General features: G+C 37.1%; 28 protein-coding genes, 2 tRNA genes and 2 pseudogenes. 23 read left to right on the forward strand and 9 right to left on the reverse strand.

Annotated elements, in window-relative coordinates; all coding sequences use genetic code 11:
- Positions 1-427 precede the first annotated feature (427 nt).
- From LM917_RS22910 to LM917_RS22930, 5 genes are all read left to right on the forward strand, one after another.
- A complete protein-coding gene (locus LM917_RS22910) occupies positions 428-688 on the forward strand; it encodes a DUF3949 domain-containing protein (protein ID WP_232700032.1) in 261 nt (86 codons plus the stop codon).
- Between the two features lie 514 nt (positions 689-1,202).
- A complete protein-coding gene (locus tag LM917_RS22915) occupies positions 1,203-1,370 on the forward strand; it encodes a hypothetical protein (protein ID WP_232700033.1) in 168 nt (55 codons plus the stop codon).
- Between the two features lie 402 nt (positions 1,371-1,772).
- Positions 1,773-1,937 (forward strand): hypothetical protein, encoded by a 165-nt coding sequence (locus LM917_RS22920; RefSeq protein WP_232700034.1) that lies wholly within the window; start codon positions 1,773-1,775, stop codon positions 1,935-1,937.
- 760 nt (positions 1,938-2,697) lie between these two features.
- On the forward strand, positions 2,698-2,922 hold the full coding sequence (locus tag LM917_RS22925) for a hypothetical protein (RefSeq protein ID WP_232700035.1): 225 nt from the start codon (positions 2,698-2,700) through the stop codon (positions 2,920-2,922).
- A 302-nt stretch (positions 2,923-3,224) separates the two neighbouring features.
- Positions 3,225-3,494 (forward strand): YolD-like family protein, encoded by a 270-nt coding sequence (locus LM917_RS22930; protein WP_309241978.1) that lies wholly within the window; start codon positions 3,225-3,227, stop codon positions 3,492-3,494.
- Positions 3,495-3,593: 99 nt separating this feature from the next.
- On the opposite strand, the pseudogene LM917_RS24860 reads toward LM917_RS22930, so the two are convergent.
- Positions 3,594-3,746: pseudogene (locus tag LM917_RS24860) on the reverse strand (IS3 family transposase); the annotation flags it as partial.
- A gap of 336 nt (positions 3,747-4,082) precedes the next feature.
- A complete protein-coding gene (locus LM917_RS22935) occupies positions 4,083-4,298 on the reverse strand; it encodes a hypothetical protein (RefSeq protein ID WP_232700036.1) in 216 nt (71 codons plus the stop codon).
- A 754-nt stretch (positions 4,299-5,052) separates the two neighbouring features.
- Here LM917_RS22935 and bcaP point away from each other — a divergent pair.
- The 5 genes from bcaP (at position 5,053) to LM917_RS22960 (ending at position 11,870) form a co-directional block, all read left to right on the forward strand.
- Complete coding sequence (gene bcaP, locus LM917_RS22940; RefSeq protein ID WP_232700057.1) at positions 5,053-6,447, forward strand: branched-chain amino acid transporter BcaP; 1,395 nt, start codon at positions 5,053-5,055, stop codon at positions 6,445-6,447.
- A gap of 1,024 nt (positions 6,448-7,471) precedes the next feature.
- Positions 7,472-7,783 (forward strand): hypothetical protein, encoded by a 312-nt coding sequence (locus LM917_RS22945; RefSeq protein WP_232700037.1) that lies wholly within the window; start codon positions 7,472-7,474, stop codon positions 7,781-7,783.
- 280 nt (positions 7,784-8,063) lie between these two features.
- Entirely contained in the window at positions 8,064-8,570 is a 507-nt protein-coding gene (locus LM917_RS22950; protein ID WP_232700038.1) for a 2'-5' RNA ligase family protein, read from the forward strand.
- 177 nt (positions 8,571-8,747) lie between these two features.
- Positions 8,748-9,818, forward strand: coding sequence for a DUF418 domain-containing protein (locus tag LM917_RS22955; RefSeq protein WP_232700039.1), 1,071 nt, complete (start codon positions 8,748-8,750; stop codon positions 9,816-9,818).
- Positions 9,819-10,172: 354 nt separating this feature from the next.
- Entirely contained in the window at positions 10,173-11,870 is a 1,698-nt protein-coding gene (locus tag LM917_RS22960) for a methyl-accepting chemotaxis protein (RefSeq protein WP_232700040.1), read from the forward strand.
- Positions 11,871-11,965: 95 nt separating this feature from the next.
- Here LM917_RS22960 and LM917_RS22965 read toward each other — a convergent pair whose 3' ends face one another.
- Entirely contained in the window at positions 11,966-13,282 is a 1,317-nt protein-coding gene (locus LM917_RS22965; RefSeq protein WP_232700041.1) for a CapA family protein, read from the reverse strand.
- 393 nt (positions 13,283-13,675) lie between these two features.
- A complete protein-coding gene (locus LM917_RS22970; RefSeq protein ID WP_232700042.1) occupies positions 13,676-13,978 on the reverse strand; it encodes a hypothetical protein in 303 nt (100 codons plus the stop codon).
- Positions 13,979-14,110: 132 nt separating this feature from the next.
- Here LM917_RS22970 and LM917_RS22975 point away from each other — a divergent pair, with 132 nt between their 5' ends.
- Complete coding sequence (locus LM917_RS22975) at positions 14,111-14,605, forward strand: GNAT family N-acetyltransferase (RefSeq protein ID WP_309241979.1); 495 nt, start codon at positions 14,111-14,113, stop codon at positions 14,603-14,605.
- Positions 14,606-14,805: 200 nt separating this feature from the next.
- On the forward strand, positions 14,806-15,294 hold the full coding sequence (locus tag LM917_RS22980) for a DUF456 domain-containing protein (RefSeq protein ID WP_232700044.1): 489 nt from the start codon (positions 14,806-14,808) through the stop codon (positions 15,292-15,294).
- 226 nt (positions 15,295-15,520) lie between these two features.
- Here LM917_RS22980 and LM917_RS22985 read toward each other — a convergent pair whose 3' ends face one another.
- Both LM917_RS22985 and lexA read right to left on the reverse strand, forming a co-directional pair.
- On the reverse strand, positions 15,521-16,087 hold the full coding sequence (locus tag LM917_RS22985; RefSeq protein WP_232700045.1) for a cysteine hydrolase family protein: 567 nt from the start codon (positions 16,085-16,087) through the stop codon (positions 15,521-15,523).
- 245 nt (positions 16,088-16,332) lie between these two features.
- The gene (lexA, locus tag LM917_RS22990; protein ID WP_232700046.1) at positions 16,333-16,953 is read right to left on the reverse strand and encodes a transcriptional repressor LexA; all 621 of its coding nucleotides are present in this window, start codon (positions 16,951-16,953) and stop codon (positions 16,333-16,335) included.
- Between the two features lie 160 nt (positions 16,954-17,113).
- On the opposite strand from lexA, the gene yneA reads away from it, so the two are divergent.
- From yneA to LM917_RS23035, 9 genes and pseudogenes are all read left to right on the forward strand, one after another.
- Entirely contained in the window at positions 17,114-17,527 is a 414-nt protein-coding gene (yneA, locus tag LM917_RS22995; RefSeq protein ID WP_232700047.1) for a cell division suppressor protein YneA, read from the forward strand.
- Between the two features lie 9 nt (positions 17,528-17,536).
- Positions 17,537-17,709: pseudogene (locus tag LM917_RS24905) on the forward strand (IS200/IS605 family transposase); the annotation flags it as partial.
- A gap of 109 nt (positions 17,710-17,818) precedes the next feature.
- On the forward strand, positions 17,819-18,016 hold the full coding sequence (locus tag LM917_RS23005; protein ID WP_232700048.1) for a DUF896 domain-containing protein: 198 nt from the start codon (positions 17,819-17,821) through the stop codon (positions 18,014-18,016).
- A 66-nt stretch (positions 18,017-18,082) separates the two neighbouring features.
- Positions 18,083-18,487 (forward strand): fluoride efflux transporter CrcB, encoded by a 405-nt coding sequence (gene crcB, locus LM917_RS23010; protein ID WP_232700049.1) that lies wholly within the window; start codon positions 18,083-18,085, stop codon positions 18,485-18,487.
- A complete protein-coding gene (gene crcB, locus LM917_RS23015; RefSeq protein ID WP_232700050.1) occupies positions 18,474-18,854 on the forward strand; it encodes a fluoride efflux transporter CrcB in 381 nt (126 codons plus the stop codon). Before crcB (LM917_RS23010) ends, crcB (LM917_RS23015) begins: the two co-directional genes overlap by 14 nt.
- Before the next feature lie 37 nt (positions 18,855-18,891).
- Complete coding sequence (locus tag LM917_RS23020; RefSeq protein ID WP_232700051.1) at positions 18,892-21,129, forward strand: HelD family protein; 2,238 nt, start codon at positions 18,892-18,894, stop codon at positions 21,127-21,129.
- Positions 21,130-21,328: 199 nt separating this feature from the next.
- Positions 21,329-22,414, forward strand: a complete 1,086-nt coding sequence (locus LM917_RS23025) for a DmpA family aminopeptidase (protein ID WP_232700052.1) — start codon at positions 21,329-21,331, stop codon at positions 22,412-22,414.
- A 218-nt stretch (positions 22,415-22,632) separates the two neighbouring features.
- Positions 22,633-23,775: a hypothetical protein gene (locus LM917_RS23030; RefSeq protein WP_232700053.1), complete on the forward strand. Its 1,143-nt coding sequence runs from the start codon at positions 22,633-22,635 to the stop codon at positions 23,773-23,775.
- Positions 23,776-23,857: 82 nt separating this feature from the next.
- Complete coding sequence (locus tag LM917_RS23035; RefSeq protein WP_232700058.1) at positions 23,858-24,733, forward strand: GNAT family N-acetyltransferase; 876 nt, start codon at positions 23,858-23,860, stop codon at positions 24,731-24,733.
- Between the two features lie 116 nt (positions 24,734-24,849).
- Here the strand turns inward: LM917_RS23035 and LM917_RS23040 are convergent, their stop codons facing one another.
- From LM917_RS23040 to LM917_RS23050, 3 genes are all read right to left on the reverse strand, one after another.
- The gene (locus tag LM917_RS23040; protein ID WP_232700054.1) at positions 24,850-25,230 is read right to left on the reverse strand and encodes an OsmC family protein; all 381 of its coding nucleotides are present in this window, start codon (positions 25,228-25,230) and stop codon (positions 24,850-24,852) included.
- Positions 25,231-25,342: 112 nt separating this feature from the next.
- Positions 25,343-25,645, reverse strand: a complete 303-nt coding sequence (locus LM917_RS23045) for a HesB/IscA family protein (RefSeq protein WP_232700055.1) — start codon at positions 25,643-25,645, stop codon at positions 25,343-25,345.
- A 162-nt stretch (positions 25,646-25,807) separates the two neighbouring features.
- Positions 25,808-25,960, reverse strand: coding sequence for a hypothetical protein (locus LM917_RS23050; RefSeq protein WP_232700056.1), 153 nt, complete (start codon positions 25,958-25,960; stop codon positions 25,808-25,810).
- A 211-nt stretch (positions 25,961-26,171) separates the two neighbouring features.
- Between LM917_RS23050 and LM917_RS23055 the strand changes: the two genes are divergently transcribed.
- Positions 26,172-26,247: transfer RNA gene (locus LM917_RS23055), tRNA-Thr, on the forward strand.
- Between the two features lie 14 nt (positions 26,248-26,261).
- Positions 26,262-26,346 (forward strand) — tRNA-Tyr (locus LM917_RS23060).
- Positions 26,347-26,455 lie beyond the last annotated feature (109 nt).

The raw sequence follows: 26,455 nt of genomic DNA on the forward strand, positions 1-26,455 counted from the left end.
TTTTTATTTTTTGTACTGTCTACTTGACGGGGTGCAGTTCAATCTGCAGGTGGTCTTTTGCTCTAGTTCTTTTCAGTTTTCACCACATCATGAACTGGTATCCACCCAAAACCCTCATCGCTCTTGAGTTTAATCTGCTTGAATTCCAGCACCACCACTGCTGTCTGATCCTGTCACTTTCCTTATATTCCTTTGTTTTAAAAGTATATCCTCAGATTGTTATTATGTTAAGTATCCTCTCTCTTTTGTAAATGTGAAGTCCTCCTATGAACAATATAATTTTTCGTTCGGAATTGATTTTACATAGGAGATCCCACAGCATATAAAAATAGATTTTTTTGAAACTTTTTTATTATCCGATCGTATGTAGTATTATTCTGTTCGTTTTTTGTACATTCATCAAAAATGAGAAATAGGAGTGATAGCCATGAATGATGATAATTTTTGGAAATACGTCCTTGCTGGCGCTGCCATTTTCTACTTTTTGGCAATGATTCCGGCACAATATACATATCAAAAAGAGATGATTAAAAAACGTAAACAAACAGGAATTAATCCTAGCCAATTATATGAAAAGATGTCATTTCAAGAAGAACAACTTCATTTCCATATGCAGGGGAATCTCTTTAATTTACCTTCTGCTATTGTCGCCTATCTCTATATCCGTTTTGTTGAAAGATATAAGTAATTTCTTATTAAGAAAACCCTCCATACCTATATAAAAAAGTGATATTATCCCCTATAAGTAGACAGTAAGAAGAAAGCCCTTTTACTGTTTACTTATAGGGAAATAATCGATCCGTAGGATGGCATTTTATTACTCCTAACCACGACATGGTCAATTCATATGCTAGTTCTACTGCTATTTGAATAAAAAAGAGTGTAAGCTCAAAAAGCTACACTCTTTTTTTGTCCACTCAGCAGGATCCATTACACTACATTTGCATTGCGGTTTGCCAATTCCTACAGTGACATATATTGATTACGCTCCCACTCGTGAACACGTGTGCGGATTATAGACAAGCTTTTCATTATGATTTTTTGTATTGATAAATCTCCGTTAAATCAACATTTTGTGTAACCCAGATTTCATATCATTTATTAGCCGTTCATGAATTTGTGGGTGATTTGATATAACCTATACCCTAAAGTGGTATCACTCTATACGTTCAATAAGAATTATCCGATAGGAGACTATTATAATGGAAACAATAAAACTAATTGAGGTAATCGACAGTAAGTCTCGAATAATCTTCGGACATTATCTCTCCTGGGACCAGGTTAAAAAAGCTATCGAAGAGTCAGACCTTTTCTGGTGGGAAGGTGAACCGGTTTTCAAGGAACTTACAGGTGTAGGTTTCTCTATATAATATGCAAAAAGACCGCTCAAATAATGGTCAAGACCCCATTTTGTAGACAGTAAGGGCAAATGCTTTAGGCACTTATGTGACATATAAAGTTATAGATAAAATCCCGTATGTTGCTAGATTGCTTGACAAATACTGAAAAGAAAAACCATATTACTGGCAAGATTACTCGAAGACAGGTGCATCCGTTGTAGCCCAATACAATCTTCCTCTGTGGGGTTCAATAGTTTCAGCTCCCGTACCAAAAAGGGGAACTCAAACTATACTGGTATATTTGAGTAGAGATGATAAGAATTAGGAAAGAAGGATTAATATTTAAATGGCACTGTAACTTATAACAAATGGTGGGTAGATTAATAGTATAATAGAGATAAATAGTTCAAAATTCTGGCTAGGAGGTACATCATGGACAATTTGTTAACCATCTTCCTTGTAGTGTCGGGTTTCCAGTTGCTCCTGTATACTTCCAAAGGCAAGAAAAAAGAACCACTTAAATATATTATTATTGAAACCATAATTACTTCGTTATTGGTATGGGGCATTTTTAGCTTAGCAAAAACATTATTTTGAACTACTTACCGTTTGGTGAAACAGACCCACTGGTTTTTTGCTTGCGAATACCGTTTCTAACCATTGCATAGTTACCTGTTGAGACTGTTCATTCACGAGTACATAAATGAAATGACACGATTATTTATGGGTTACTTATGGTATGCATTGGGATTTGTTCATCGGTCACCCTAATAAAAAGTCCTAGCAACCGAAAAGCCGAAGGATGAAAGCAATGTGAATCTAGTAGAATGGGAAGTAACAGAAGGAAAAAAGCTATTGATAGCCTAGCGAAGAAAGGTTTAGTAAGAGATCCTGATAGCTGGAAAAAGAAACTCGAAACCGATTCATAAGCCATTGTAAATGAATTGCCTTGGCTAATGTTCTCTATGATTGATCGAATCGCTAAGTAATATAACAGCCCTTCTTCGGTTATCCGTTGGAGGGATTTTTAGTTTAATGAAGAATATCCAAAATAGATACTTTATTTCACATTAAGGAGGAACTGTTTTGATTAATTTAACAGGCGATCGGGGTTTGAAATTAGAAGGTGGACCGGGTTGGAATCATGGCCCTGGAATAAAACCACTCGGACCAGTAGAAGTTAATTGATCTTATGCTGAACATAGGTGAACACGGTGCAAAGATGGGACCAGGTGAAAATAATGTAGTATTAGGTCCCCCAGAAAGCAATGCTCCATCAACTCGAATATATAAAAGTTTTCCAGAATGGTAGTGCGCTAATACTTTGAATAAGGGATAGTTAAGGGGGGGCTGTTGCATGGTTGCAATTGTATATATATTGGAATATATTGTGTTTCCTCTAGCTATCGGGACTCTTGTTTATAGATTAAAAAAAGAGCAAAAATTACTTTCTGGAGTTATCATTATTGCAATTCTTGGATTTTTATTGATGTTTAATTTAAAACAACTCAATTTGTTTTATTTGCCAGTGATCGCCATTGGAATTCTCTTTATCTACCACTGGTTTAAAAAAAGTAAGTAATAATCGGGTCCTGATAGAGTGTAAGCCTAAAAAGCTTGCACTTTTATATTTGAATAGATATTTTTTACAAAATAAATTAGTGGACTGTTCGCATAAAATAAATGAGAACTAACGTTCTGGTTAGGGGTGAAAATATGGAAACAAAGTATGTCCCATCAAAGACACTATGCAATACGTTCCAGTAATCTCTTCAGCGCACCTAGCTGCTTACCAACAGATCATATCTGGTAAGAAGCCATATTGCGAAATACATATTCTCAATGACCTCTACAGATCGGATGGTTGAAAGGCGGTGCGATGAAATGGCTTCTAAGTTTGAAGATCAGTTCTCAATGAATTTCATGTTACCTGAACATGTTGAGGTTTTAATTCAAATGAAAGAGGACCAAAAGCATGTGGAAAAACCAGTCCTCGAAGATGACGAGCTTACAGAGTTTTGTTACCTCATCACTGATTCAAGACAATACGATTATGAAGTGAATGTTAGTTGGAGGAAATCAACGAAAGGCGACAGGGGAGTTATTGAAACAGCTTGGGGATGGGTAGATAAGTTTGACCAGGTATTACAGTAGACTGAAGAATGACGAGGACTTCTGGTGGATACCAGTTCATGACGTGGTATGCGTGGGACGTGTATTGGCATCCTTGATCGTTGTGTACGATTAGGCCAGTCACGTCTTTCTACGTTCAAATGCTTTCTGAAATATCTCCAACACAAGTACATTGTCATTCTGTGTACTGATATGATAGGAAACGATCTCGTGTGTAGTTAGATCTTTAATTGAAGAAAGATAAATTTGTTCATCACCAGCGCGAAAGTGGGTAACGTCAGTTACTCACTTTCTACGAAATCCGTTAATACCGTTTCGACTATTCTAAATCGCTATGATCTGTTCTTCTACTATCTGATCTGTGTGCTTAGTTTTACTACTCATAAATTTGTAATATCCACTTCTCGAAACCCCATGCATTTCACATATCTCTTTTAGAGGGTGGCTCTGCGATAATTCTTCTACAATTTGATATCTCTTCTTTACACCTCTCTCATCCAGATTCCCAAACACTTTTTTAGGATTTCGTTTTCACGTAGATACCAATCTTGGTCAATGTAAGTATTATGTCGTCCTCGCTGATCTAGAAATCCAAATTCTCCAAGAAGTCTATATTTTTTCATTCATTTTTTCAATTTCCTTCTCTAAGCCGTATAGAGTTGGGTCTTCTAGCTGCTCAAAGTAACTAGTAAAAATTTGGGGGAAGTATTCCTCGGCATATTTTTTTGCACCCTCAGGAATGTCGGATTCGTTTGCAATGACAAAAGTACATGTAATTAGGTAAAGGAATAATATAATCAGTGAGGTACCTAACTTTTTTATCATTTTAATTCTCCTTGGTTATTGTTAATACACCATTCCATACAACGTATGGGTCCACTCATATTTTTTGTTAGAAAGCATGTAGTCATAACTTGACATTTCATATGTGGACTTACTAGGAGCTTCTTTAAGATCAATCCAATATACACCTTGATAATCCAAATTTTATCTTCATCATAGCCATAAATTGGAGCTATATGGGCAAATTCAGTTTCTGACCAGGCTTTACCAATCAAAAATGATCTATCACCAGATAAATGCACAGCTCCTAAAAAGCATAGAACAGTAAGAACATTGATGGTTTTCTAATAAAAGATAGAAATCTCCTTTAAATGTTTTGATGAAATTATAAAAAATAAAAAATACCTCTTATTACCAATTTCAGAAACTTGTATTATTAATTAGTCCATATAGATGAAAACGGGATCACTAGGAAAAATGGATTCCTGGATATTATAAAGGTTAGCTATGAGTAATAAATGAAGCCTCGGAGTGTGAATTCCGAGGCTTTTATAACGTGTCTTTTGCCCACATTTGTGCCCCCACCTATCTACTATCTCAATAGCCTATGTATTGTATAGCTTCATCGAAAAGTAAGGAATACTAAGCGTAAGGATACTATCATTAACAATTATTACCATAAATCTATAAATTGTCAAAAATTGATTACTTTACTTGAGTAAAAAAATATATAACAATAATAACGTTAATAAATAAAAGCAAATAAAAGCAAATAAAGGGAAGGGTGCTGCATGTGATAAATGATTTATTTAGGAAAAAACCCGTCAAAGATTTACTGAAAAAAAATGGAGATTTACAACTGAAGAAAACGTTAGGAGCATTTGATTTAATCTTACTTGGCGTTGGTGCCATTGTTGGAACAGGTATATTCATCCTTCCTGGGACAGTAGCTGCAAATCATTCTGGACCAGCTATTATATTATCATTTATAGTCGCTGCTATTGTCTGTGCATTAGTAGCTATGTGTTTCTCAGAATTTTCTACAGCCGTTCCAGTAACGGGAGGGGCATATACGTATGGTTACATTGTATATGGTGAATTAATCGCTTGGTTAATTGGTTGGGTTTTACTGTTAGAATACGGTTTGGCAGTAGCTGCGGTTGCAACTGGTTGGTCTTCCTATTTAATTTCTTTGTTAGCAGGCTTTCATATAATTATTCCAAATGCAATTTCTGGACCTTTTGATCCGGCAAATGGAACGTATATAAATGTACCGGCAATAGCCATTGTATTAGGCGTTGCATATTTATTAACGCGTGGGATACAGGAGTCTGCGAAGTTTAATAAGCTCATGGTATTTATTAAAATTAGTGTTATTCTCCTATTTATTGGAGTAGGTGTTTTTTATGTTAAGCCTGTTAATTGGCACCCATTTATGCCGTTCGGGGTAGGTGGAGTTATGAGTGGAGCGGCCCTTGTTTTCTTTGCTTATTTAGGATTTGACGCTGTTTCAGCAGCAGCTGAAGAGGTAAAGAATCCACAACGCAATATGCCAATTGGAATTATTGGTTCATTATTAATTTGTACATTGCTTTATATTGTAGTTTCTCTTGTATTAACTGGAATTGTTCCATATACAAGCCTTGATGTAAGTGACCCAGTTAGTTATGCTATGGAGATTATTCAGCAGGATTGGGTGGCAGGAATTATTTCCCTCGGTGCAATTACTGGGATGACGACGGTTATACTTGTAATGGCATTTGGTGGGACAAGACTTCTTTATGCACTTAGTCGTGATGGATTGCTCCCGAAGAGTATGAGTCAACTTCATAAAAAATATAAAACACCCGTAAAGAATACATGGATGTTTGCAGTGGTTGTAGCTTTTTTTGCCGGCTTCATCCCATTAGCTAAACTGACAGAATTAGTGAACATGGGAACATTGCTAGCATTTACAGCGGTATCAATCGGAATTATTTACTTAAGAAAAGATAAAAATATACCATCTGGTGGTTTTAAAGTACCATTCTTTCCAACCTTACCGATTATTTCGTTCCTTTTATGTTTATTCTTAATTACTCAGCTTTCTATTCATACATGGATTGCATGCGGTATTTGGCTTGTAATTGGATTGGTCGTCTATTTTAGTTATGGCAAAAAACATAGCTTAATGAATAAGAATAAGGGCTAAGAGTAGTGAACTTACATTGTAATTCAAAAAGACAATGTAAGTTCACTTTTATTTTTTGGGGGAGGATTGAAAAAATAAAACTTTAATTTATAGAACGCTTGTACTTATTTTATTTGGATAGCAATGTGTGACAAAATAAAATAGTGGACTGTTCGTATTGTGTGTACATATGAAAATTACAAACCAATGTTCTGATTAGAGGTGAGTAAGAGGCCGTTAAAGTACATGGGAGGATAATCCGACTAAACTTGAATACATTTCTGATGATGAAACAACAAACTATGAAATGGAGGGAGAAATAAAGAAGATACAAAGGATATCCAACTCTACCTATGTTCAACAGAAATAAAAAAATGTAGTGATTATAGTATGCATGGTGGTAAAATACACAAGTGAATTGATATTTCTAATGGTAGCGAACACGTTTGATGATTCAACGGAAGTAAAATCTATCATGTTAAGAAACCAAAGAAATAGCAATACGTGATCCTAAGCAGCCATTTGAAGAGCTAGATATGACACAAACATAAAACTCAGCCGTTTCTTTGATGACAGCGAAAATGTGTTTTGGTACCGGGCAATAGAAAATGAACAGAAGTTATTTTTATACACAGTTTGGGCCAAATGTTTTGGTAGTAGTGAAAAAAGTCGGTCATTATAATAGATACAAGGATGTAAAGCTAACGAAATGTAGTGTAATTAATCCAGAAGACTTGGCCACAGCTAAGTGAAACAAACCCCATCGGTACCAAATAACTGGCAGATTCGCTATGTTCTACTCCTGCAATTCATCTTATGTCAAACTTCTTCGCTTCAAGAGCTATCATGTCAATAAGATTGTTCCATAAGAGGTCATCGCCAATTTTGCTTGATTTGCTTTCTTGTGGTATCAATTCGATTTATCCAGCCCCAATCAGTTTCAATAACATCTCTGTCTTTTTTTGTTGCTTTCCACCATGAGATATGAAGCGCATAGTCATATTGGTGAGCTTGTGGATCGATTACCATAAAGAAAGGATTTCTTATGAAAAAAATATTGCATGTATTAGTTCTTTTGTTTCTAGCAAAAGTGGTTTATGGAGTTTATGTATTGAATTTTCCTGAAGTAAAAATTGCTACATGGTTAGAACCGGTGATTGATATAATTAATCATCCATTCTTCTTTTTTGTAGTAGCTTTTATCGCTATTGCTTACTACATAAACAAATATATGAAAGCTTTGAATAGACGAATAAAAAGGTATTATAAAAAGTACTTGGTGCTGAGTTCTACTATTTCCAGTTTGTATTATGTCCTATCATTTTCTTTAGAATTAATTAATACATGGGTTTTATAAATAGCAATTTTTATTTACCTTGGTTGATAACGTAACGAAAGTGAAATCTATCATCGTACGCATTTTTAGATAACCTACATACTGGGCGAAGGAGATTGGACATGTTCCTTCGCTCCTTTATTATTAAGATGAAAAAAATGAAAGTAGATAATGGTTGACACTCCCATCCCTATAGGGGCAAGCAGACTAACGTCTGTGGTATTCTTGCTACCAAAGACCGAGTGCATTTCTGCTGCGGTTGATTATAAGCACAGTAAAACAACTGGAGCGAGGTGCTATTATGCAAAGAGCAATTCATATTTTTCCTGAATTTGAAAATATGAATGTAATAGAAGAAGTGAGGCAGAAGTATGATCCCCTACAAGGGATTGTACCTCCACATATTACACTTGTTTTTCCTTTCGAAAGCGAAATGACGTCAGCACAACTTGAACGACAAGTAAGAGAAACATTAGTTGGAGTTTCTTCATTTCCTATCCAACTGAAGGGAATCACTGCAACCTTGGACAACTACTTATTCTTAAACGTTAAGAAAGGAAACGATAATATAATTGATTTGCATGATAGGTTATATTCTGGTCCTTTGGCTGGATTGATGAGCCGCAGACATACATACACACCTCATGTAACCGTTGGAAAGGTAAAAAATGAGACTGAGCTTCAAACTGCACTAATCGAAACCAAGTCTTTTACCTTAAGTTTTGATACGATTGTTACCAAAGTAACCTCCGAAATTATTGAGAGTAACGGGAATTCAACTATTGAGTTTATCGTGTCTCTATCATGATTCTAGCTAGTAGCGACCTATTGTCTGAATAATGCATCAATTTTATCTTCATCAATCGTAGCCTTCGGATAACATTCACATTACAACGTTGTAAGAAAAATGAAAGATACATCAATTGTTCAACTTATGGCTCCCTCTCTATAATTGTTATGAATTTAGACGAAGGGAAGAACAACGATGAAATTACAACCAGTATCTAACAAGGAGCGGATCGTTTCATTAGATATTATTCGTGGAATAGCTTTGTTTGGAATTATGCTCATTAATGTGCCAGCCTATATTTTTTATACATCAGATATTCCGCCAATTGATTATAGTGGGTTAAACGGTGTACTACATACACTGTATCTCATCTTCGTGGAAAAGAAATTCTTTTCGATATTTTCCTTTTTATTCGGAGCAGGTTTTTACATTTTTATATCGCGCGCGGAAAAAAGGGGAGATCGATATTATGTCAGGTATATTCGTAGACTGCTAGCATTGTTGGTTTTCGGTATTATCCACATCATTCTCTGGTGGGGAGATATTTTGGCGTTCTACGCTATATTGGGCTTTTTCTTACTACCGTTTTACAAACGAAGACCACGAACCATTTTGATATGGAGTGGTATTCTTACTAGCCTTTGCGGGATATCTTTGCTAGGATCAATGGTACTGTATCAATCCAATGTCCAATTGCTCTCTATATTCAGCTTTTTTGGTAATGATGCATTTGTTATATTCATCATGTTCTTGCTTGGTCTGTATGCGGCAAAAACAAATCTTATTGCAGAAGTATCAACACGTATTCGTACGTTTAAGGTTACTCAGGCGATTACGCTAGTATTGTCTGTCATTTTTACTCTGGGAGTACTGTGGTTGAACGTAAAACCGGAAATAGAAGTTGTGGAATTCTACAAGAAATCACTAATTAGTCTAGGTGCTATTCCAATGGCCGTGTTTTATTTAACCACTCTTTTCCGCATGTTGGAAAACAAACGTGTGCAAAAAATGTTCCGCCCAGTTGGATTAGTTGGACAAATGGCTTTCACCAATTACATCGGACAGGATTTGATCGGGGGCAGAATCATTATTCCTCTTATCGGTTTACAAGTGATTTCCCCACTTTGGGCATTGATTATTGCAATTGTCATTTACATGATTCAGTTGATCTTTAGCATGATTTGGTTGAGCTACTTTTCTTACGGTCCACTTGAATGTGTTTGGCGCTTCCTGACTTACGGAAAAGTACGAATGAAAAAAAGCTAGAATGAAAATGGAAAAGATGAATACTGGTAAGAACGATGAGGTAGAATTACGATTAGATAAAGTCTACATTGACAGTTTCATGTGGGAGATTCAGTAATTTACCAATTCCTTCAATGAACCCTTAGGGAAATCCTAAGGGTTTTTTCTTTGAGGAGGCCAAACATATTCGAATAACAAGCCATTTTATATTCTATTAGAATATATTCAAATTGTATATTTTATAAAAATAAATAATTCATTAATATTTCAAATTATAGATCAAATTTCAATATTAATTTACTCATTATTATTATAATATTTATTGTTGTATGAATTTAATAATGTAAAACCAGTGTGTTACAGGAGGAGGCTTTTATGCGACTAACCATAAGAAAGAAATTATCTTTGTCATTTGCGGTAGTCGTCCTGTTTTTACTTGTAAGTGGGATATATTCTCTTTATTCGCTTAGTAATGTGAATGACAAATTACAAGATATAAGTATGGGACGTATACCAAAAATAAATATGGTACATACAATGAACACTGTTAACTCGGACATAAGAGATTTGGAATTTTTACATATCATTTCTCAGAAACCAGAAGAAAAAGCAAAATTTGAAAAGGAATTACAACAGAAAATTGTAGAAATGGAAACCCTAATGAATAAGTTTGACAAAGTAGCCCTTGATGTTTACAAAGAAAAATTTATTCACATCAAAAAAGATTGGGTTACTTTGAAGGAACGTTATACAAACTCGATCGCATTGAGTAATCAAAGTAAAACGGCTGAAGCTATTGCTTACAGCTCTGGAGAATCACTCGACATTTATAATGATATATCAGCGGATTTACTTTCTCTTGTCGATGAAGTGATTAAGATAGCTGAGAATGTAAGTCAAGAAAGCAATAGAGTATATACGATGACATTTATTACGTTAGCTGTATTAGTTACGGTTGCCATATTAGTTGCTATTGCTATCTCATTTTTCGTGAATCGAAATATTGGTCGCTCTATCAATGAGCTATTAACGGTTTCACAAAAAGTTTCACAAGGTGATTTGAGTAGCCTGGTATCCATCACGTCTAAGGATGAACTAGGAATGCTAGGAGAAGCAAATAATGAAATGATTCGTAGTCTAAAACAATTAATCATTAATATTCAGCAGACTTCAGAGCAAGTAGCAGCCTCATCAGAAGAATTAACAGCAAGTGTAGATCAATCAGCACAAGCAAACTCTGTCGTGGCGCTATCTATCTCTCAAGCAGCTGATTCATCTAACAGGCAGGTTGATGCCATAGATGATGCTTCCTCTATCGTGGAGCAAATTTCTGCAAGCATTGAACAGGTAGCTGCCACAGCAACGATGTCATCTGATCAAGCAAGTCAAGCAACCGATACTGCTAAAGAGGGGAACCGTTCAATAAAACAAGCAGTAGATCAGATGAGACATATCGAAGAAACAATAAAACTAACGGCAAAAGCGGTCGAAAAACTTGGGGAGCGTTCAAAAGAAATAGGACATATTGTAGATGCCATTTCCGATATCGCAGCCGAGACAAATATTTTATCCCTTAATGCGGCTATTGAAGCTGCAAGAGCAGGAGAAAACGGAAGAGGATTCTCCGTTGTAGCTGAGAAAGTAAAGGGGTTAGCAGAACAATCTCAAGAAGCTACAAAACAAATCGGAACATTGATCAATCAAATTCAGGAAGATACAGACAGAGCAGTAGAGGTAATGAAGCAAGGGAGCTTAGAAGTAAAACGAGGAGTAGACGTTGTCAATGTTGGAGGAGAGGCTTTTGTATCCATCGTTGATTTAGTCGAGCAGATGGCCTTGCAATCGAAAGAAATTGCATCCACTATCCAGGTAGTAGCTGTTGGTACTCAAAGAATTGTCACCACCGTTAATGATTTAAACGAAACGTCTAAAGTTATTGCGGGAGAAGCAGAGACGGTTTCAGCAGCTACGGAAGAGCAATCAGCTTCGATGCAGGAAATTGCAGCATCCAGCCAAAGTCTTGCAACGATGGCTCAAGGATTATCTGATGTTACAAATCGATTTACAACATAGCTAGATAGTTTCCATTCGTTTTATCCTAATAAAATCTCAAGGTTCGATAATGCCCACCTTTTACATGGAAAAAAGGTGGGCATTCACTAATGATTTTAGGGTTTGACAGCGGATAAGGAAGAGACATGTTTATTAATGTGAGTATACATTGTGGATACATTTGCATAAACCTCTTGTGTCATATTCATTTCTTTCAGTTTGTCATGATTCTTTACGATCTGTTCCATAGGATAAATGATATAGTTTCGTTTATTATTTTTTCTAAAGAAATGGACGTAGGTAGGCAGGAAATCTGCTTGAGTAATCTGGGTGCTCTCCCCTTTTTTAGTGATAACCACCTGCAATATGCCACCAACATCTTTATAATCCCAGCGTTGTGCCGAAATAAAATTTCCTAATGAATAAATAACGAACCCTTTTCTATCAGGTCCATCCTTTTTTTGTTCGATCAACCATTCATAAGGTTGGATGACATGAGGATGATGGCCGATTATTAAATCAGAACCAGCTTCAAACGTTTCTCTTGCCATACGTTTTTGCTCTTCATTAGGTAGTCGCTGATATTCAGCACCGAAATGCAAGGAGGTAATTACTAGATCGGCGCCCATACTTTTAGCTCGAGCAATATCTTGTTTTACCAATTGCGGTTGATATAGATTTACGGCAAAAGGCTTATTTTTTGGCAAAGGAATTCCGTTTGTTCCATAGGTATAAGAGAGAAAAGCGATTACGATATCATTTTGTTGAAGCAACAAAGGAGTATCTCGTTCTTCTTGAGATGTAAAAGTACCTGTTGATAAAATATTTTTTTGCTTTAACACCTCCCGTGTACGAATGACACCCTGATTTCGGCGATCCAGAGAATGATTGTTCGCGGTCGTTACTACAGTAAAACCAGCATCTTTCAAAGCTTCAACCAATGAATCAGGAGTATTAAATTCTGGATATCCACTGTAAGTTCGCTCAGAACCAGAAAGGGTTGTTTCCAGATTACCCATTACAATATCAGCTTGCATGAGAATCGGCTTAACCTGCGAAAAACTTGGGTTAAAATGATAGCTCCTCGTCTCTGGTTGATAAGCGGCGTCTAATTGTTCTTGATGTACCATGATGTCTCCAACAGAAAACAAAGTGATCGATGATTCAGCTTCTTCTATTAGTCTGTTTTTTTCTGGTAATTCTGTATAGGGAGCATTACGCAGATCCGTCGTTTCTGTATATTCATTCGCATCAAGAGGATCTGTTGACTGAACAGGATTAAGAGAGCCGACAGCATCCGTCTTCGCTACCTGCAAGCCTTCTTCTTGATTGTCTTCTTGCAATGAAAGATTATGTACATTAGTGGAACAGGATGTTACGAGTAAGATTGTAATGATTGCCAGAGTGATTCTATTCCAGAAATGTATCTTCATTTTTACATTCGCTCCTTTCGGTTTACCCCAAATATTTGAATGATTCGTAGATGTATGGATAGACTGCTGATTCCTCAACCAAGATGATAAAACCCTTTCGGAAGAAATGAGTAATTATCACGAGTTATGTAACAATGTATGAAGTCTATGCAGGGTTATCGACTAAATAGTACAGCAATATATAACATTCTGACTGAATGTGAAGAAAGATCCTATTGAAGTATATTCACTACGAACTTCTTCTATCGGGTTTTTATTCATATAGGATAGTGATAGTAAGGAGTACCTCCATTTATACAAAAAGTAAGCCCCCTAAATCAGGAGGCATTCACTCATTTATCTCAGTGGAAATATCTGCAAAATGATCACAATTCCATGCATTCTGAATAGCAACTACTCAAAAATAAACTCTAAATCAAAATTGACTGAGGTATTGGTAAGTTTTTTTAAACTATTAGTTTTTTCGTCGTATTCCACCACGACTATCTTAGTAATAGTAGCATCTTCTTTGTCAACAATAGCAAATCGATTGGTATCTAATTGAACAACATTTGATGTTTCAGGGAAAGGAGGAAAATTAATATCTGGTGATTGATAACTTGAGTTGTTACTTGGCACAGGATTAGATGCTATCCAAACGAGACAGATTAGAATTCCAACGAGAATGAATCTGTTGAAAGTATCAGATTTAGACACGATATCACCCAGCTTTCAATTTTGCTTGGATTATCATATCACATTACGATAATGGAAAGGGTAATTTTGGCTAATCGAGATGAGATGTACACAAACATTTGAGTAGAGAAAAGGATGTGAAATCATTTGGTAGTGTTTGAGACGGATCGTTTAAAGTTGAGACAAATGGATGAAAATGACGAAGATAATTTAATGAGAATCTTTTCTGACCCTATTGCTATGCAGTATTATCCTTCTACTAAGACGAAGGAGCAGGCTCAGAGTTGGATTAAGTGGAACCTCAAAAACTATGAAAATAATGACGTAGGTCTATGGATTTGTGAGCTGAAAGAAAATGGAGCATATGTGGGTCAATGTGGGATCGTGCCTCAAATTGTTAATGAGCAACAAGAGATGGAAGTTGGATATTTGTTTGTTCGTGAGTTTTGGGGGAGAGGTCTAGCAACAGAAGCTGCAAGGGCATCAAGAGATTTTGGTTTTACTAAACTGGGTTTACCCAGACTTATTTCGATGATTTATAAACCTAATTTGCCATCTATTAAAGTTGCTGAGCGGATTGGAATGACATTTGAAAAGGAGACACTAATTAAAAACAGAGAGACTCTGATTTATTCCATTTGTAAATAATGTAATAATTCCCGAACACGAGATCGGTTACAATCAATATTTTTGATCTTACAAAAAGGCAAGGAATGCGATCATCATCTGCTTCCTTTACCGTCTTGTAAAAAATTTCGCGGAATATAGTGAAACTTGAAGGAAAACTGAAACGTACAAAGAGAGTAGGGGTAATGATAAAAGAATGAGTAAATTGAAGGAGGTCCCAAATGGAGTTCTTATTGTGGTTCATAGTCATACTACTTTTTGCAGTTAGCATCGCAGGGATATTTTTTCCTGTTTTGCCCGATACAATATTATTATGGGCGGGATTCCTGCTATATCATTTCGTGATAGCAGATCCTGGTGCTGGGTTACCTGCTTCGTTTTGGTGGGGAATGGGAGTCTTAACCCTATTAATGTTTGCAGCCGATTTTTTTACAAATATGTATTTCGTCAAGAAAAATGGGGGTTCGAGAGCCTCAGCCCTTGGAGCGATGATTGGGATTATTCTGGGGGTAATCTTGTTTCCACCATTCGGAATGATTATCTTCCCGTTTGTCATCGTACTGGTAATTGAAATGTTGCTGCAAAAACAAGCATTGGATAAAGCTCTTAAAATTGCGTTAGGTACATTAATTGGCTTCTTTAGCAGTGTAGTAGTAAAAATTGCTGTACAAATCATTATGATTATCTGGTTCTTTGTGGTAGCATTATAGTCAGATCATCATGTGAAGATTAAAAGGCGAGTTAACCTATGATATGTAGGTCGACTCGCCTTATGTTTTGCACAGAATGTATTAGCTTTGTAGAAAAGCAGTCCAATAGGGTTCACTCTATTTGTTGTTTTATCGTATCAATTTACCAAAACAGTCCTAAAAAAGTACGCGTTTTTACGAGTGGACTTAAATCTCAAGCGAAGGTAGCCTTACAAAACACCCTACTTTAAGGAGCAAGTAATGGTAAAAGGTCTTGCATAGGTAAAACGGTAGCAAACTCATTGTGCAATGCTCCCAAGGTAACCTCATGCACCACATCTGGGTTAAGGTATTTTCCATTAAATCCTTGTAGGCCGAATGCAGCAGTAGCATCAGAAACAAGATAGGTGGTGAAGCCAAGATTTCCACTCATTCTTGTAGTGGTTGAAACACAGTGTGGAGTAGTCATTCCGACAATGACCACCTCTTGGATATCATTTGAGTGAAGATATTCCTCTAGATTCGTACCGATAAATGCGCTATTCACATTTTTCTGAATAACGATTTCGTGGGGTAATGGTTGAACGATCTCTTGAAACACAACACCTGGATGCGATGGATAAAAACATGATGACGGGTTTTGGGATAGGTGCTGGATATGAATAATAGGATATTCTTTTTGACGCCAGAGAGTAAGGAGTTCAAATATTTTTTGCTCTGCATCATGATTATTACGCTCACCCCATTTTTCATCCTCAAAACCTTTTTGCACATCGATGATAATGAGAGCAGGTTTCTTTAATGGTTGTGACATACAAAACCTCCTGTTCCTGTTAAATTTTTAGAATAAAGGTAATTTATTCATATCATACTCGATATGCAGCTGGTAAAGAAACAAAACGGTCATGACCGTTTTGATGGACCGCAAGCGGTCACATCCTATTTTATGAAAAACGTCGAGACGTTTTTAACAGAAAAAGACCTTCACATGATAGTAATTGTGAGGGTCTTTATACGTTGAATAAAAATGTTTAACTCATACAAAAACAGACAGCTTGTCTAATGGAACAAGCGGTATACACCTATGACTTTACCTAAGATAGTAACGCTCTCAAGGATAATAGGTTCAAGTTGTGAGTTTTCTGGTTGTAGCCGGAAATGTGTTTTTTCCTTAAAGAAGCGTTTCACCGTTGCCTCATCTTCTTCCGTCATGGCTACAACGATGTCACCGTTATTAGCCACGTTTTGCTGGCGGACAATTACATAATCGCCATCGAGGATACCGGCTTCTATCATACTCTCTCCAATTACGCGAAGCATAAATACATTGTCAGATGTGACGATGTTTTCTGGCAATGGAAAATATTCCTCCACCTGTTCAAAAGCAGAAATTGGTTGCCCAGCAGTAACCTTACCTACAACAGGAACACGAACAACGGATTCCTCAAATTCGTCATGTACGCGATTCTCATCGAGAAGTTCAATCGCACGTGGTTTGGTAGGGTCCCGACGAATTAAGCCCTTTTTCTCTAATCGAGCCAAGTGACCGTGAACAGTGGAACTGGAAGCAAGTCCGACTGCTTCACCAATTTCACGAACAGATGGTGGATAGCCTTTTTCTCTTACTTCCTTGCGAATAAAATCTATGATCGCTTGTTGGCGATTGGAGAGCTTCGACATAAAAACACCTCTTTTTCTCGAACGTTTATCTTTTCTACATTATACCATGGGAATTTGCGTTCGACAAACATTAGTTCGATTTTTTTCATTGACAGAATGTGTGTTCCCCTATATGATAGGTATCAGATAACGAGAACAAACGTTTGCAAGGGGGATTATCATGATTATTTCTGGACAAGCTCTAAACCGTAATTATGAACAGAACCGAAAATCCAACAGTCACTTTACATATCCAACAAGACTAGAATTGAAAAAAGAACATATTCATAATAGGAAACAACGAGGAATTACTAGATTACATGCAATCGTATTTATCATTCTTTTATCTACACTTTCTTTTTTAACTGGCAGCCTTGTATTTGCAGAGAAGAATACTGTAATAGCGAGTGGAGAATTATTGGAGATTACGATTCAACCAGGGGACACTCTTTGGACCATTGCTTCCGAGTACCATTCGCAAACCGACTTGACTACTCAGGAACTTGTTCAAGAAATTCAAGAGATTAATCAACTGGAGAGTCCATTGATTTATGCGGGTAACAATTTAATTATTCCTGTTCCAAATATAGAATGAAGCAGTGGATTAAAAGAGTTGTTTCATGAAAAGGCAATGGAACTACGTGCTGAAATTGTTGAAATGGAAATCATGTCTGATCATGTTATTTGCTCATCAAATGTGATCCGCAATTCGGAATTCACCGAGTCGTAGAACATTTGAAGGGCTATACATCCAGAGTGTTGCGGATAGAATGTAGGGCAACCCTGCTTGATAAGTAATACTTTGTAGTATGATCTATAAAAGTACCTATGATATAATGTTTCCTATGCGTTAATGAAGCAAGTTTTTTTGAAGGAGGGTTAACTTATGGTTACTGATGCAGAAGTAAAACGTATTAATGAACTGGCAAAGAAATCGAAGGAAACTGGGCTGACTGAAGAAGAACAGGCAGAACAAAAAGTACTTCGTCAAAAATATATTGATGCCATGAAAGCTTCTTTACAATCGAGTATCGAGTCGATTCGTTATGTAGAGGATGGGGAAGCTCCAAAGAGAAGACACTAGGTAATAATATGGAGAACTCCTGCCGATTGATTGTATGGCAGGGGTTTTTTCGATGGAGGAGTGTTTATGTCTTTTCTAATAGTTGGTCTGTTTGGAATGGCTGGAGCAGTTTCTCGCTATTTGCTCGGTTTATGGACGACAGGAATGTGGGTATATATATTCCCCTTAGGAACATTAATCTGCAATTATCTTGGTTGTTTTTCATTGGGATTACTCCAACAATATCTGGCAAATAGGTGTATAACCTCTAGCTGGTTACGTCTAGGTTTAGGTACAGGCTTCTTAGGCTCATTTACGACGTTTTCAGCTTTTAGTGTAGAGACGGTAACACTCTGGAATCAAGAGTATTATGATATTGCGATTATTTATTTGATCCTTAGTGCTTGGGGCGGACTAGCGCTGGTTTATGCTGGTTCGAAAGCAGGCGATTGGCTTGGGGCTAAGAAGGGAGAACCACATGGTAGTAAATAGTATCTTAGTTGCTCTAGGTGGTTTTTTTGGAGCCATTACCAGGTATGGGATTTCAATTTGGATGAAGAAAAAGAAAAATACAACACATTTTCCCTACGCAACCTACTTGGTTAATGTAAGTGGATCATTCTTGTTGGGACTTCTCTCAACAAGCGGTCTTTCACAGTCTGCAATTCTTTTTGCAGGAACAGGATTTTTAGGATCATACACGACGTTTTCCACGTTTAAATGGGAGAGCCTTCAGTTGTGGGAAAATCAGCAGGAAAAAGCATTTCTTTATCTCGGATTACATTACACCATCGGGATAATTTGCGCAGGAATTGGTATGTTTCTGGGTACTTTTCTTTTATCATTTGATTTGTTATGATTGATGTTCGTTTACATAAAGAAGGAGGGTGGAAGCTGTGACAATTCGACATCCTGCCTATGAAGAAGAGCAGCTGCATTTAGATAAAACCGTACGAATCATTCATAAGGAAATGGAACAGTTGCGGGATGATTTACGGGAAGCCACCGATGATTATATTAAACAGGTGGTCAATTCCAGTAAGGCAAAAGATTTGTTTTATCTGGAGAATTCCTATGAAAAACCGTATTTTGGCCGAGTCGACTTCATGAAGGATGAGACCTATGAACTGGACTCTGTCTACATCGGCAAAAGAGGCATTGTGGAAAGAGATACGATTGAAAGCATTGTTGTAGACTGGAGAGCGCCTATCGCCAGTCTTTATTACAGTGGGGAGAGCAAGGAAGCTTTTTATCGAACACCGAAAGGACTTGTTCGTGGCGAAGTACAATTAAAGCGTAACTTTGCGATTGAAAAAGGGAACATTACTGGAATTTATGATGGTGCATTAAAAGAGACGATTAGTAGAGAAATTGGCTCTCCGGATGATTTTTTGGAAGAGGGTTATATAGACGAATTCCTTGCGTCAAGTCTGAATGAAAGTAATGATAGCCGGTTGAAAGATATCGTGGCTACCATTCAATCTGAACAAAATGATATCATTCGTGCGGAAAAAGACAGAGCAATTGTCGTCCAAGGGGTTGCCGGTAGCGGAAAAACAACGATTGCCCTTCACCGTCTTTCCTATCTAATTTATAACTATCAGCACATTATTGCTTCAAGAAAATTTATGGTGTTTGCGCCCAATAAATTATTTCTCACATACATTTCAGACGTGCTTCCTGAGTTAGGTGTGGAAGACGTACAACAAGCTACGTTCGCAGAGTGGGCTGCAAAACAGATTAAACCTGATTTACCAAAAGGAACAAAAATTGTAGACCCATCAAAAGCGTTGCTCCTCTTTTTTGAAAATCAAGAAAGTAAACAGGCAGTACAAAAAAACACGTGGAATCGTATGTCTTTCAAAGGCTCCTTGTCGTTCATGCAAATCCTTTCAGCCTATCTCACATTTTTTGTTGAAGAAATGATTACCTATAAAGACTTGCGCTTTATTCATAGTCGTACGAAGCATGTATTTGAAATGAAGAAGACAGAGGTTAAGCGATTATTCACGGAAGAACTGGTTCATCTTCCTTACCATCGCCGACTAGAAGCGTTGAAAAAACATCTAAAGCAACAACTTACCCAAGAATTATACAGTCATTTACGTCAATCTAAAATTGACCTGGATAAGCATTCCCTCATTCGATTCGAAGCGAAAATGGAAGAGATGATTGAGATGTATGTATCCAAGTGGCCTCCCATGCAATTGTTTCCTGTATACAAGGAATTACTAACTACTCCTGACTTGCTTCGCAAACTAGCCCCACCTGATGTTATGGATGAGGTGCTTACTGATGTGGTAACTACATCTAAGAGCCTTTTTGAGGAACAAAGGGTAGAAGTAGAGGATTTGGCTGCCCTCATATATTTGAGACATTTAATCGAAGGTAGCGGAAAAGAGCCGCCTTTTGATCACACTGTTATTGACGAAGCACAAGACCTTAGCTTTTTGGAAATTGCTGTTCTTTCCTTGTTTACTAAGAATGAATCCATGACAATTGTTGGTGATTTAGCACAAGGTATTCATGCATATCGAGGATTGGATAGCTGGCAACCATTGTTGACGAGCATATTTAAACGAAAAACAGATTTTTATACATTGGAACAAAGTTATCGATCAACTGTAGAAATAATGAATTGGTCTAATCTCGTCTTAGCTAAGGCAGATATTCCGGAAGTAACTATAGCTAAGCCGGTTTTACGTCACGGTGACGAACCAACTATCGCAAGAATGGCTAGTCATCAAGAACTCTTGGCTGACATCCAGAAACGTATCAAACTGGAACAGGAAAAAGGACATAATTCGATTGCTGTGGTTACAAAAACGGTGCTAGCAAGCAAAAAACTTGCTAAAGAATTGAGAGATAAAGGTGTTACGCTAACTTTACTGGGCGTGAAGGACAAAGAATTCCCTGATGGAGTAACAGTTATGCCTGCATTCCTGACAAAAGGGTTGCAATTTGATGTTGTCATCGTACTAGATGTAGATGGGGAGCATTATCAGGAGACGGTTATGGACGCAAAGCTTCTATATGTAATCATGACACGTCCCGTTCATCAACTATTTCTTTATCTGGAAGGCGAAGCTTCTGTAACACCATGGTTGAAAGAAATTGAGGATCAGATAAAATAGGAAGAAGCAGGTGATAGTACCTGCTTTTTTTCTATATTTGATAGTGAAATGATAGAGCACCAGGGTAGGATTTTCTATTTGCTAGACAAAACATCCTGTAAGAAAGAACAGGTAATTCCGGAAATTGCTTGAATATTACTGCTACAGTTATTTATTTACACACATAAAACATATTAATAATGATGGTAGGAGGCAGATGATGAAACGTTACCGGTTACGAGAGTTAGGTATCCAGATTGGAAAGTATCAGACGGGACCAAATAATTCAATAACAGATGTGGAAGGGGTTCTTGTAGGACATCAAACCCTGCATTATGACACAGAGAATGGGGATGCTGTTCGTACAGGAGTAACTGCTATTTTACCCCATGCAGGTAACCTGTTTAAGGAAAAGGTAAGAGGTACTAGTCATGTCATCAATGGTTTCGGTAAGACAATTGGAACCATTCAACTTCAGGAAATAGGTGTAATAGAAAGCCCCATTATGCTAACCAATACATTGTCTGTTCCTGCTGTAGCTCAGGGGACCATTCGTTATTTGTTAGATCAGAATCCGGAGATAGGTGATACTACCGGAACTGTTAATGTGTTGGTTGGGGAATGTAATGATGGTTTTTTAAATGATATTAGAGGTATGCATGTTCAACCGAGTGATGCTGTCATAGCGATCCAAAACGCTAAGGGTGAAAAAATAGAAGAAGGTTCTGTTGGGGCAGGTACTGGAATGTCTTGCTTTGGTTATAAGGGGGGAATTGGAACCAGTTCACGGGTTATTTCTTATGATGAGAATTCATTTACAATTGGTGCCCTCGTGCTAAGTAATTATGGTGGACCAGAGGAACATCTTCCCCTGAGAAGGCCACGAATAACGAATATCACAGAGACGATGGCGAAAGATCATTCTCACATACAAACAGAAGAAGAAAAGGTCCCTGATGGTTCCATCATGATTATCTTGGCAACGAATGCACCTGTTCATAATGGGCAATTAGAAAGAATTGCGAAGCGAGCGACTTTTGGATTAGCACGTACTGGTTCTTATGCAGCCAATGGAAGTGGAGATATTGTTCTTGCGTTTACCACAGCTAATAAAGTATCCCATTTTGTTAATGAAACAGTAACAGCTACGAGCTATCTTGCAGAGAAAGGGGAAATCATGTCCGATCTCTTTGAAATGACGGCTGATGTGGTGGAAGAAGCTATTTGGAACTCACTATGCCAAGCGACAACTGTTAAGGGGAGATCAGGTAAGATTAAAGAGGCAATTCCATATGACTATTTGTAAAAATAGCATCATTCTTCTCTTTATCATTCGAGGCTTGTGAGTCTATGGTGATTTAGATTATATAGGGAATAAGTCTGACATTTTTTCTTAGAAGTTGAGAGAAGTGGTGTTACAGGCTTATTTTTTTGTAATTAACAGACTTTTCGAAAGGTTTATGTTAGATATATATAAGTACGATTCAGTATTAAAGAGAGCAACTAGAAATGGAGAGTGAAAGAGTGAGTTTTTCTAGTGTTATTCTAAGTTTTTTCTTATACGTTTCTATGGCTTTTTCAGGTGGAGAAGTGGCTAGCTTTGCTAGTGCAGATGTAAACGAAGTGGCTGAATTTCCAGTCGTATCAGGTGAAGTACAGCTAATAAATCATGAAGTCAAGGAAAAGGATGGGAAAAAAGTAGTTGAAGCACAGGTAACCAATGCAGGTGAAAGCAGGAAGGTAAGCGTAATCATTATTGGATATGACAAAGAGAATCAGGCAATTGAAACAAGAGGTCTTAATACTTTCATGGGTAGTGGGAAAAAAACAACTTTTACGTATCCTCTGCTATATGGTTCACAAGTTGTTGAAACGAAAGCATTTTTAGCTGATCCTACTAAAGAAGATGTCAAAATTGCTAGCTTAGCATATAAGCAAGATGGAGACAGTATGGTTATAACAGCTGTCGTAGAAAATGGCATTGAATCGGGAAAATACGGTATAGCCTTAATCGGATATGATGAATCGGGCAAAGCCATTCTTACAAAAGGCTTTAATGAATTCATCTCAAAAGGTGATATTGGCAATTTTGGAGTAAAAATTAAAGATGAAACAAGTGTTAAGTCGGTTGTGGCCAAATTAATTGATGTATCCCATGAAAACGTAAAGTTGGTTAGTCAAGCTGACCGAAAAGTTGGCAATCAAATTCAAGTTTCAGCGGTAGTCGAAAATATTTCACCCTCACGTAATATTGGTTTGTATGCAGTAGGATACGATGTTGCGGGAAATCCAATTGTGACACGGAGTGCAAACAATTTTGTACCAAAACAAGAACTAGGATCATACACAATACCACTTAGATATGGCGAGAATGTGGCTTCAATCAATGTGTTTATCTCTGAACTACCAAAGAATGGAGCAAGTCTCAACGGGCAAGCCTTTTATTTAAACGGAACCATTATGGAAGCAAGCGCGGTTGTTTCAAATGGTGAGAAATCTGATAAATATGAAGTTATCGCAACTGCTGTAAATGCAGAGGGTAAAGTAATCGAATCGCAAAAAAAAGATAAATTTGTATCCAAACATGATGCTTCAACATACGAATTTTCTTTCGAGAATGGAGGAGGCATAAAAGAAGTAAAGTTTGAGCTGAAAAAGGCAAAGTAATGTAGTAAAGTAGAAAAGGATTTCTTTGTTTAACATACGCATCAGATAATTTTGATATCTAATTTACGGAGTGAGCATCTTGGTGAATAATAATGATGAAATTCTAAAACTTTTACCATGCAGTCGAACAGATACGGATTCTCTTGTTGCTTTAACGCACAAAGTGAAGTGGGATTTCGATGAAAAACGAATAAACCGATTGCTCAGAGTTGGATCAATTGTTGGACATCGTACGTCACATGGTGAGCTTATCTCTAGTACAGCCGTTTTCCGTTATGGTCAAACACTAACTTCTCTTGGTCTAGTCATCGTTCATCCCGATTTTCAGGGCAGAGGATTAGGTAAAAAAGTACTTGAGGCATGCATTCAGATGATTCCAGAAGAAGAAGCAATTGTGTTAATTGCTACACCAGAAGGAAAGCCAGTGTATGAAAAGTTGGGTTTTACCACTGTTGATTCTGTACATAAATATATGTGTGAGTCAGTACAACATCATGAGGTAAAAGTAAGCAACCGATATCATATTGAAGATGTGAATAGGCATCAATCCAATGTACTTCATCGAATAATACAACTCGATGCAGATGCATTTGGAGCAGAGCGGAAGCTTTTGATACAAAATATGTTCGAATCGGATTCAGAATGTTTGGTATTATTTGATCAGAACGGTGAGATAGAGGGACTTTGTTTTGCAACAAAAAGTGAACCCTATACTGTTATTGGTCCACTAGTAGCACCAAACGATGAAACTGCTTTTGCGCTCCTTACCAAGCTTACATTCAGCATAGAGGGAAGAGTACGTATTGATATTCCTGATGGTAAAACAGATCTAATGAAAATGATTGAAAGCATTGGGTTTCATAAAATGGACAATCCGCCGGTTATGATATGTCGAACTGACCAACTGCCTAAAAGGAATGGTACATATTATGCCTTAGCTTCACAAGCATTAGGATAACCAGTGGATTTTGTTTCAAGCATGAAATGGTAAAATGAATTTCAAGAGGCTAATGAAAAAGGGCTATCGTTTACTAAAAAAACGATAGTCTTTTTCAATTCTATACATCTAAGATTTTACTTAATTGTTACGGTCTCAATCACTTCGATTGACGGATTAAGAGATTGCATAATGGTACAATTGCTTGGGACAAGTCGAAGCGCTTTTTCCAGTTTATCCTGATCGAGATTTTCCCCTGATAGTTCGTAAGCGAGGGATACCTTTGTAAGAGGATTGGAACCCCCACTACTTTGTTCAAAATCAACTTGTAAGCGTAGAGTGGTAAATGAAATTCGTTTCTTCTCGAGGATTCGAGTGAATACAATTTGACTACAGCCTGCAATGGAAGCTACTAATAAATCAATTGGTTTATAACCTTCTTCCCGATTTCTGGAAATCGTAAGTTTGCCAAAAGGCATAATAGTCTGCAAGGTGTTATGAAGACGGGTAAATTCCATAATGAGTAACTCCTTTTAAATGACGATTGAAGTGGTGAAGGAGAAAACATTAGACAAAAAAGGTTTCGTCTCCAAGGTGACGAAACCTCTAATGGTAGTATGTATAGCTAGTTTAATGATCTCCATGGTTGCCTTTGTTTGGATTGGTAATGACAAAACCTTCTTCAGGAATGTATAAATAATCTACTACTACACCATCTAGCAATTCTTCATCTGTTTGCAACAATACATCGATATCCTTGTCAGTAGAGATAACTACATCTTTATCGGTAGCTTTGTCCAAAGTCATGCCATAATGTGCATGGCTTCCATGTTTATGAGTAACATATACACGTAGTTTCAATTCTTTATCTTCCTCTTGAGCTAGTACTTCATTAATTTTTTTTGCTGCATTTCTTGTGATTTTTACTTTCATAGTCCAAGTCTCCCCATCTGATTGAGATGAGTTCATCATAACAAAAACTCAGGTTACGTGGCAAACGACATTCGCACTTAAATAGGGAAACGAGAAGGAACATATGTAAAAAAAGGGGTGCTCTCTAGAGTAAAGAAATGAGCAACCCCTTCAGAACGTATACTAGTAAAACACACCTGGCCAGCTATACCAGCCAAGAGATGCTAAGTAAGCATCCGTATAAGTGTCATCTTCAACAAAAGGATCAAATAAGCCCATTTCATTACGAATAAGCAACTCGCTAGGCTCCAGCACGCGATCAGGATCAACTGTCATGATTGACACCTCCTTTTTACTATGTTTTTCAATGAGTAACCAAGATATACAGGTGAAAAGTGAGATCCCAGGTAATCAACTATTATCAAAATAGGATTAGGAATAAAAACATATTGAATTAGATGGAAAAAGGTAAAAAAATATTGAATTCAATAAATTAAGATGGTATACTCAAATTCGTTGCTTCGCTAAGTGACAACAGTATAACCTTGCCGGTGTAGCTCAATTGGTAGAGCACCTGACTTGTAATCAGGGGGTTGTGGGTTCAAGTCCTATCGCCGGCACCATTTTTCCTAACTATGGGGAGATAGTGAAGTGGCTAAACACGGCAGACTGTAAATCTGCTCCCTCCGGGTTCGGCGGTTCGAATCCGTCTCTCCCCACCATATAAAACAGATAACACTCAGACTTTGATAAGTCTTGAGTGTTTTTTTATGTTCAAATTTGACGAAAAAATGAAATGTGAGAATGTAACAAGTCTTTTTTCTTATGAAA

The organism is Brevibacillus daliensis, from assembly GCF_021245735.1.
Lineage (GTDB): Bacteria > Bacillota > Bacilli > Brevibacillales > Brevibacillaceae > Brevibacillus_B > Brevibacillus_B daliensis.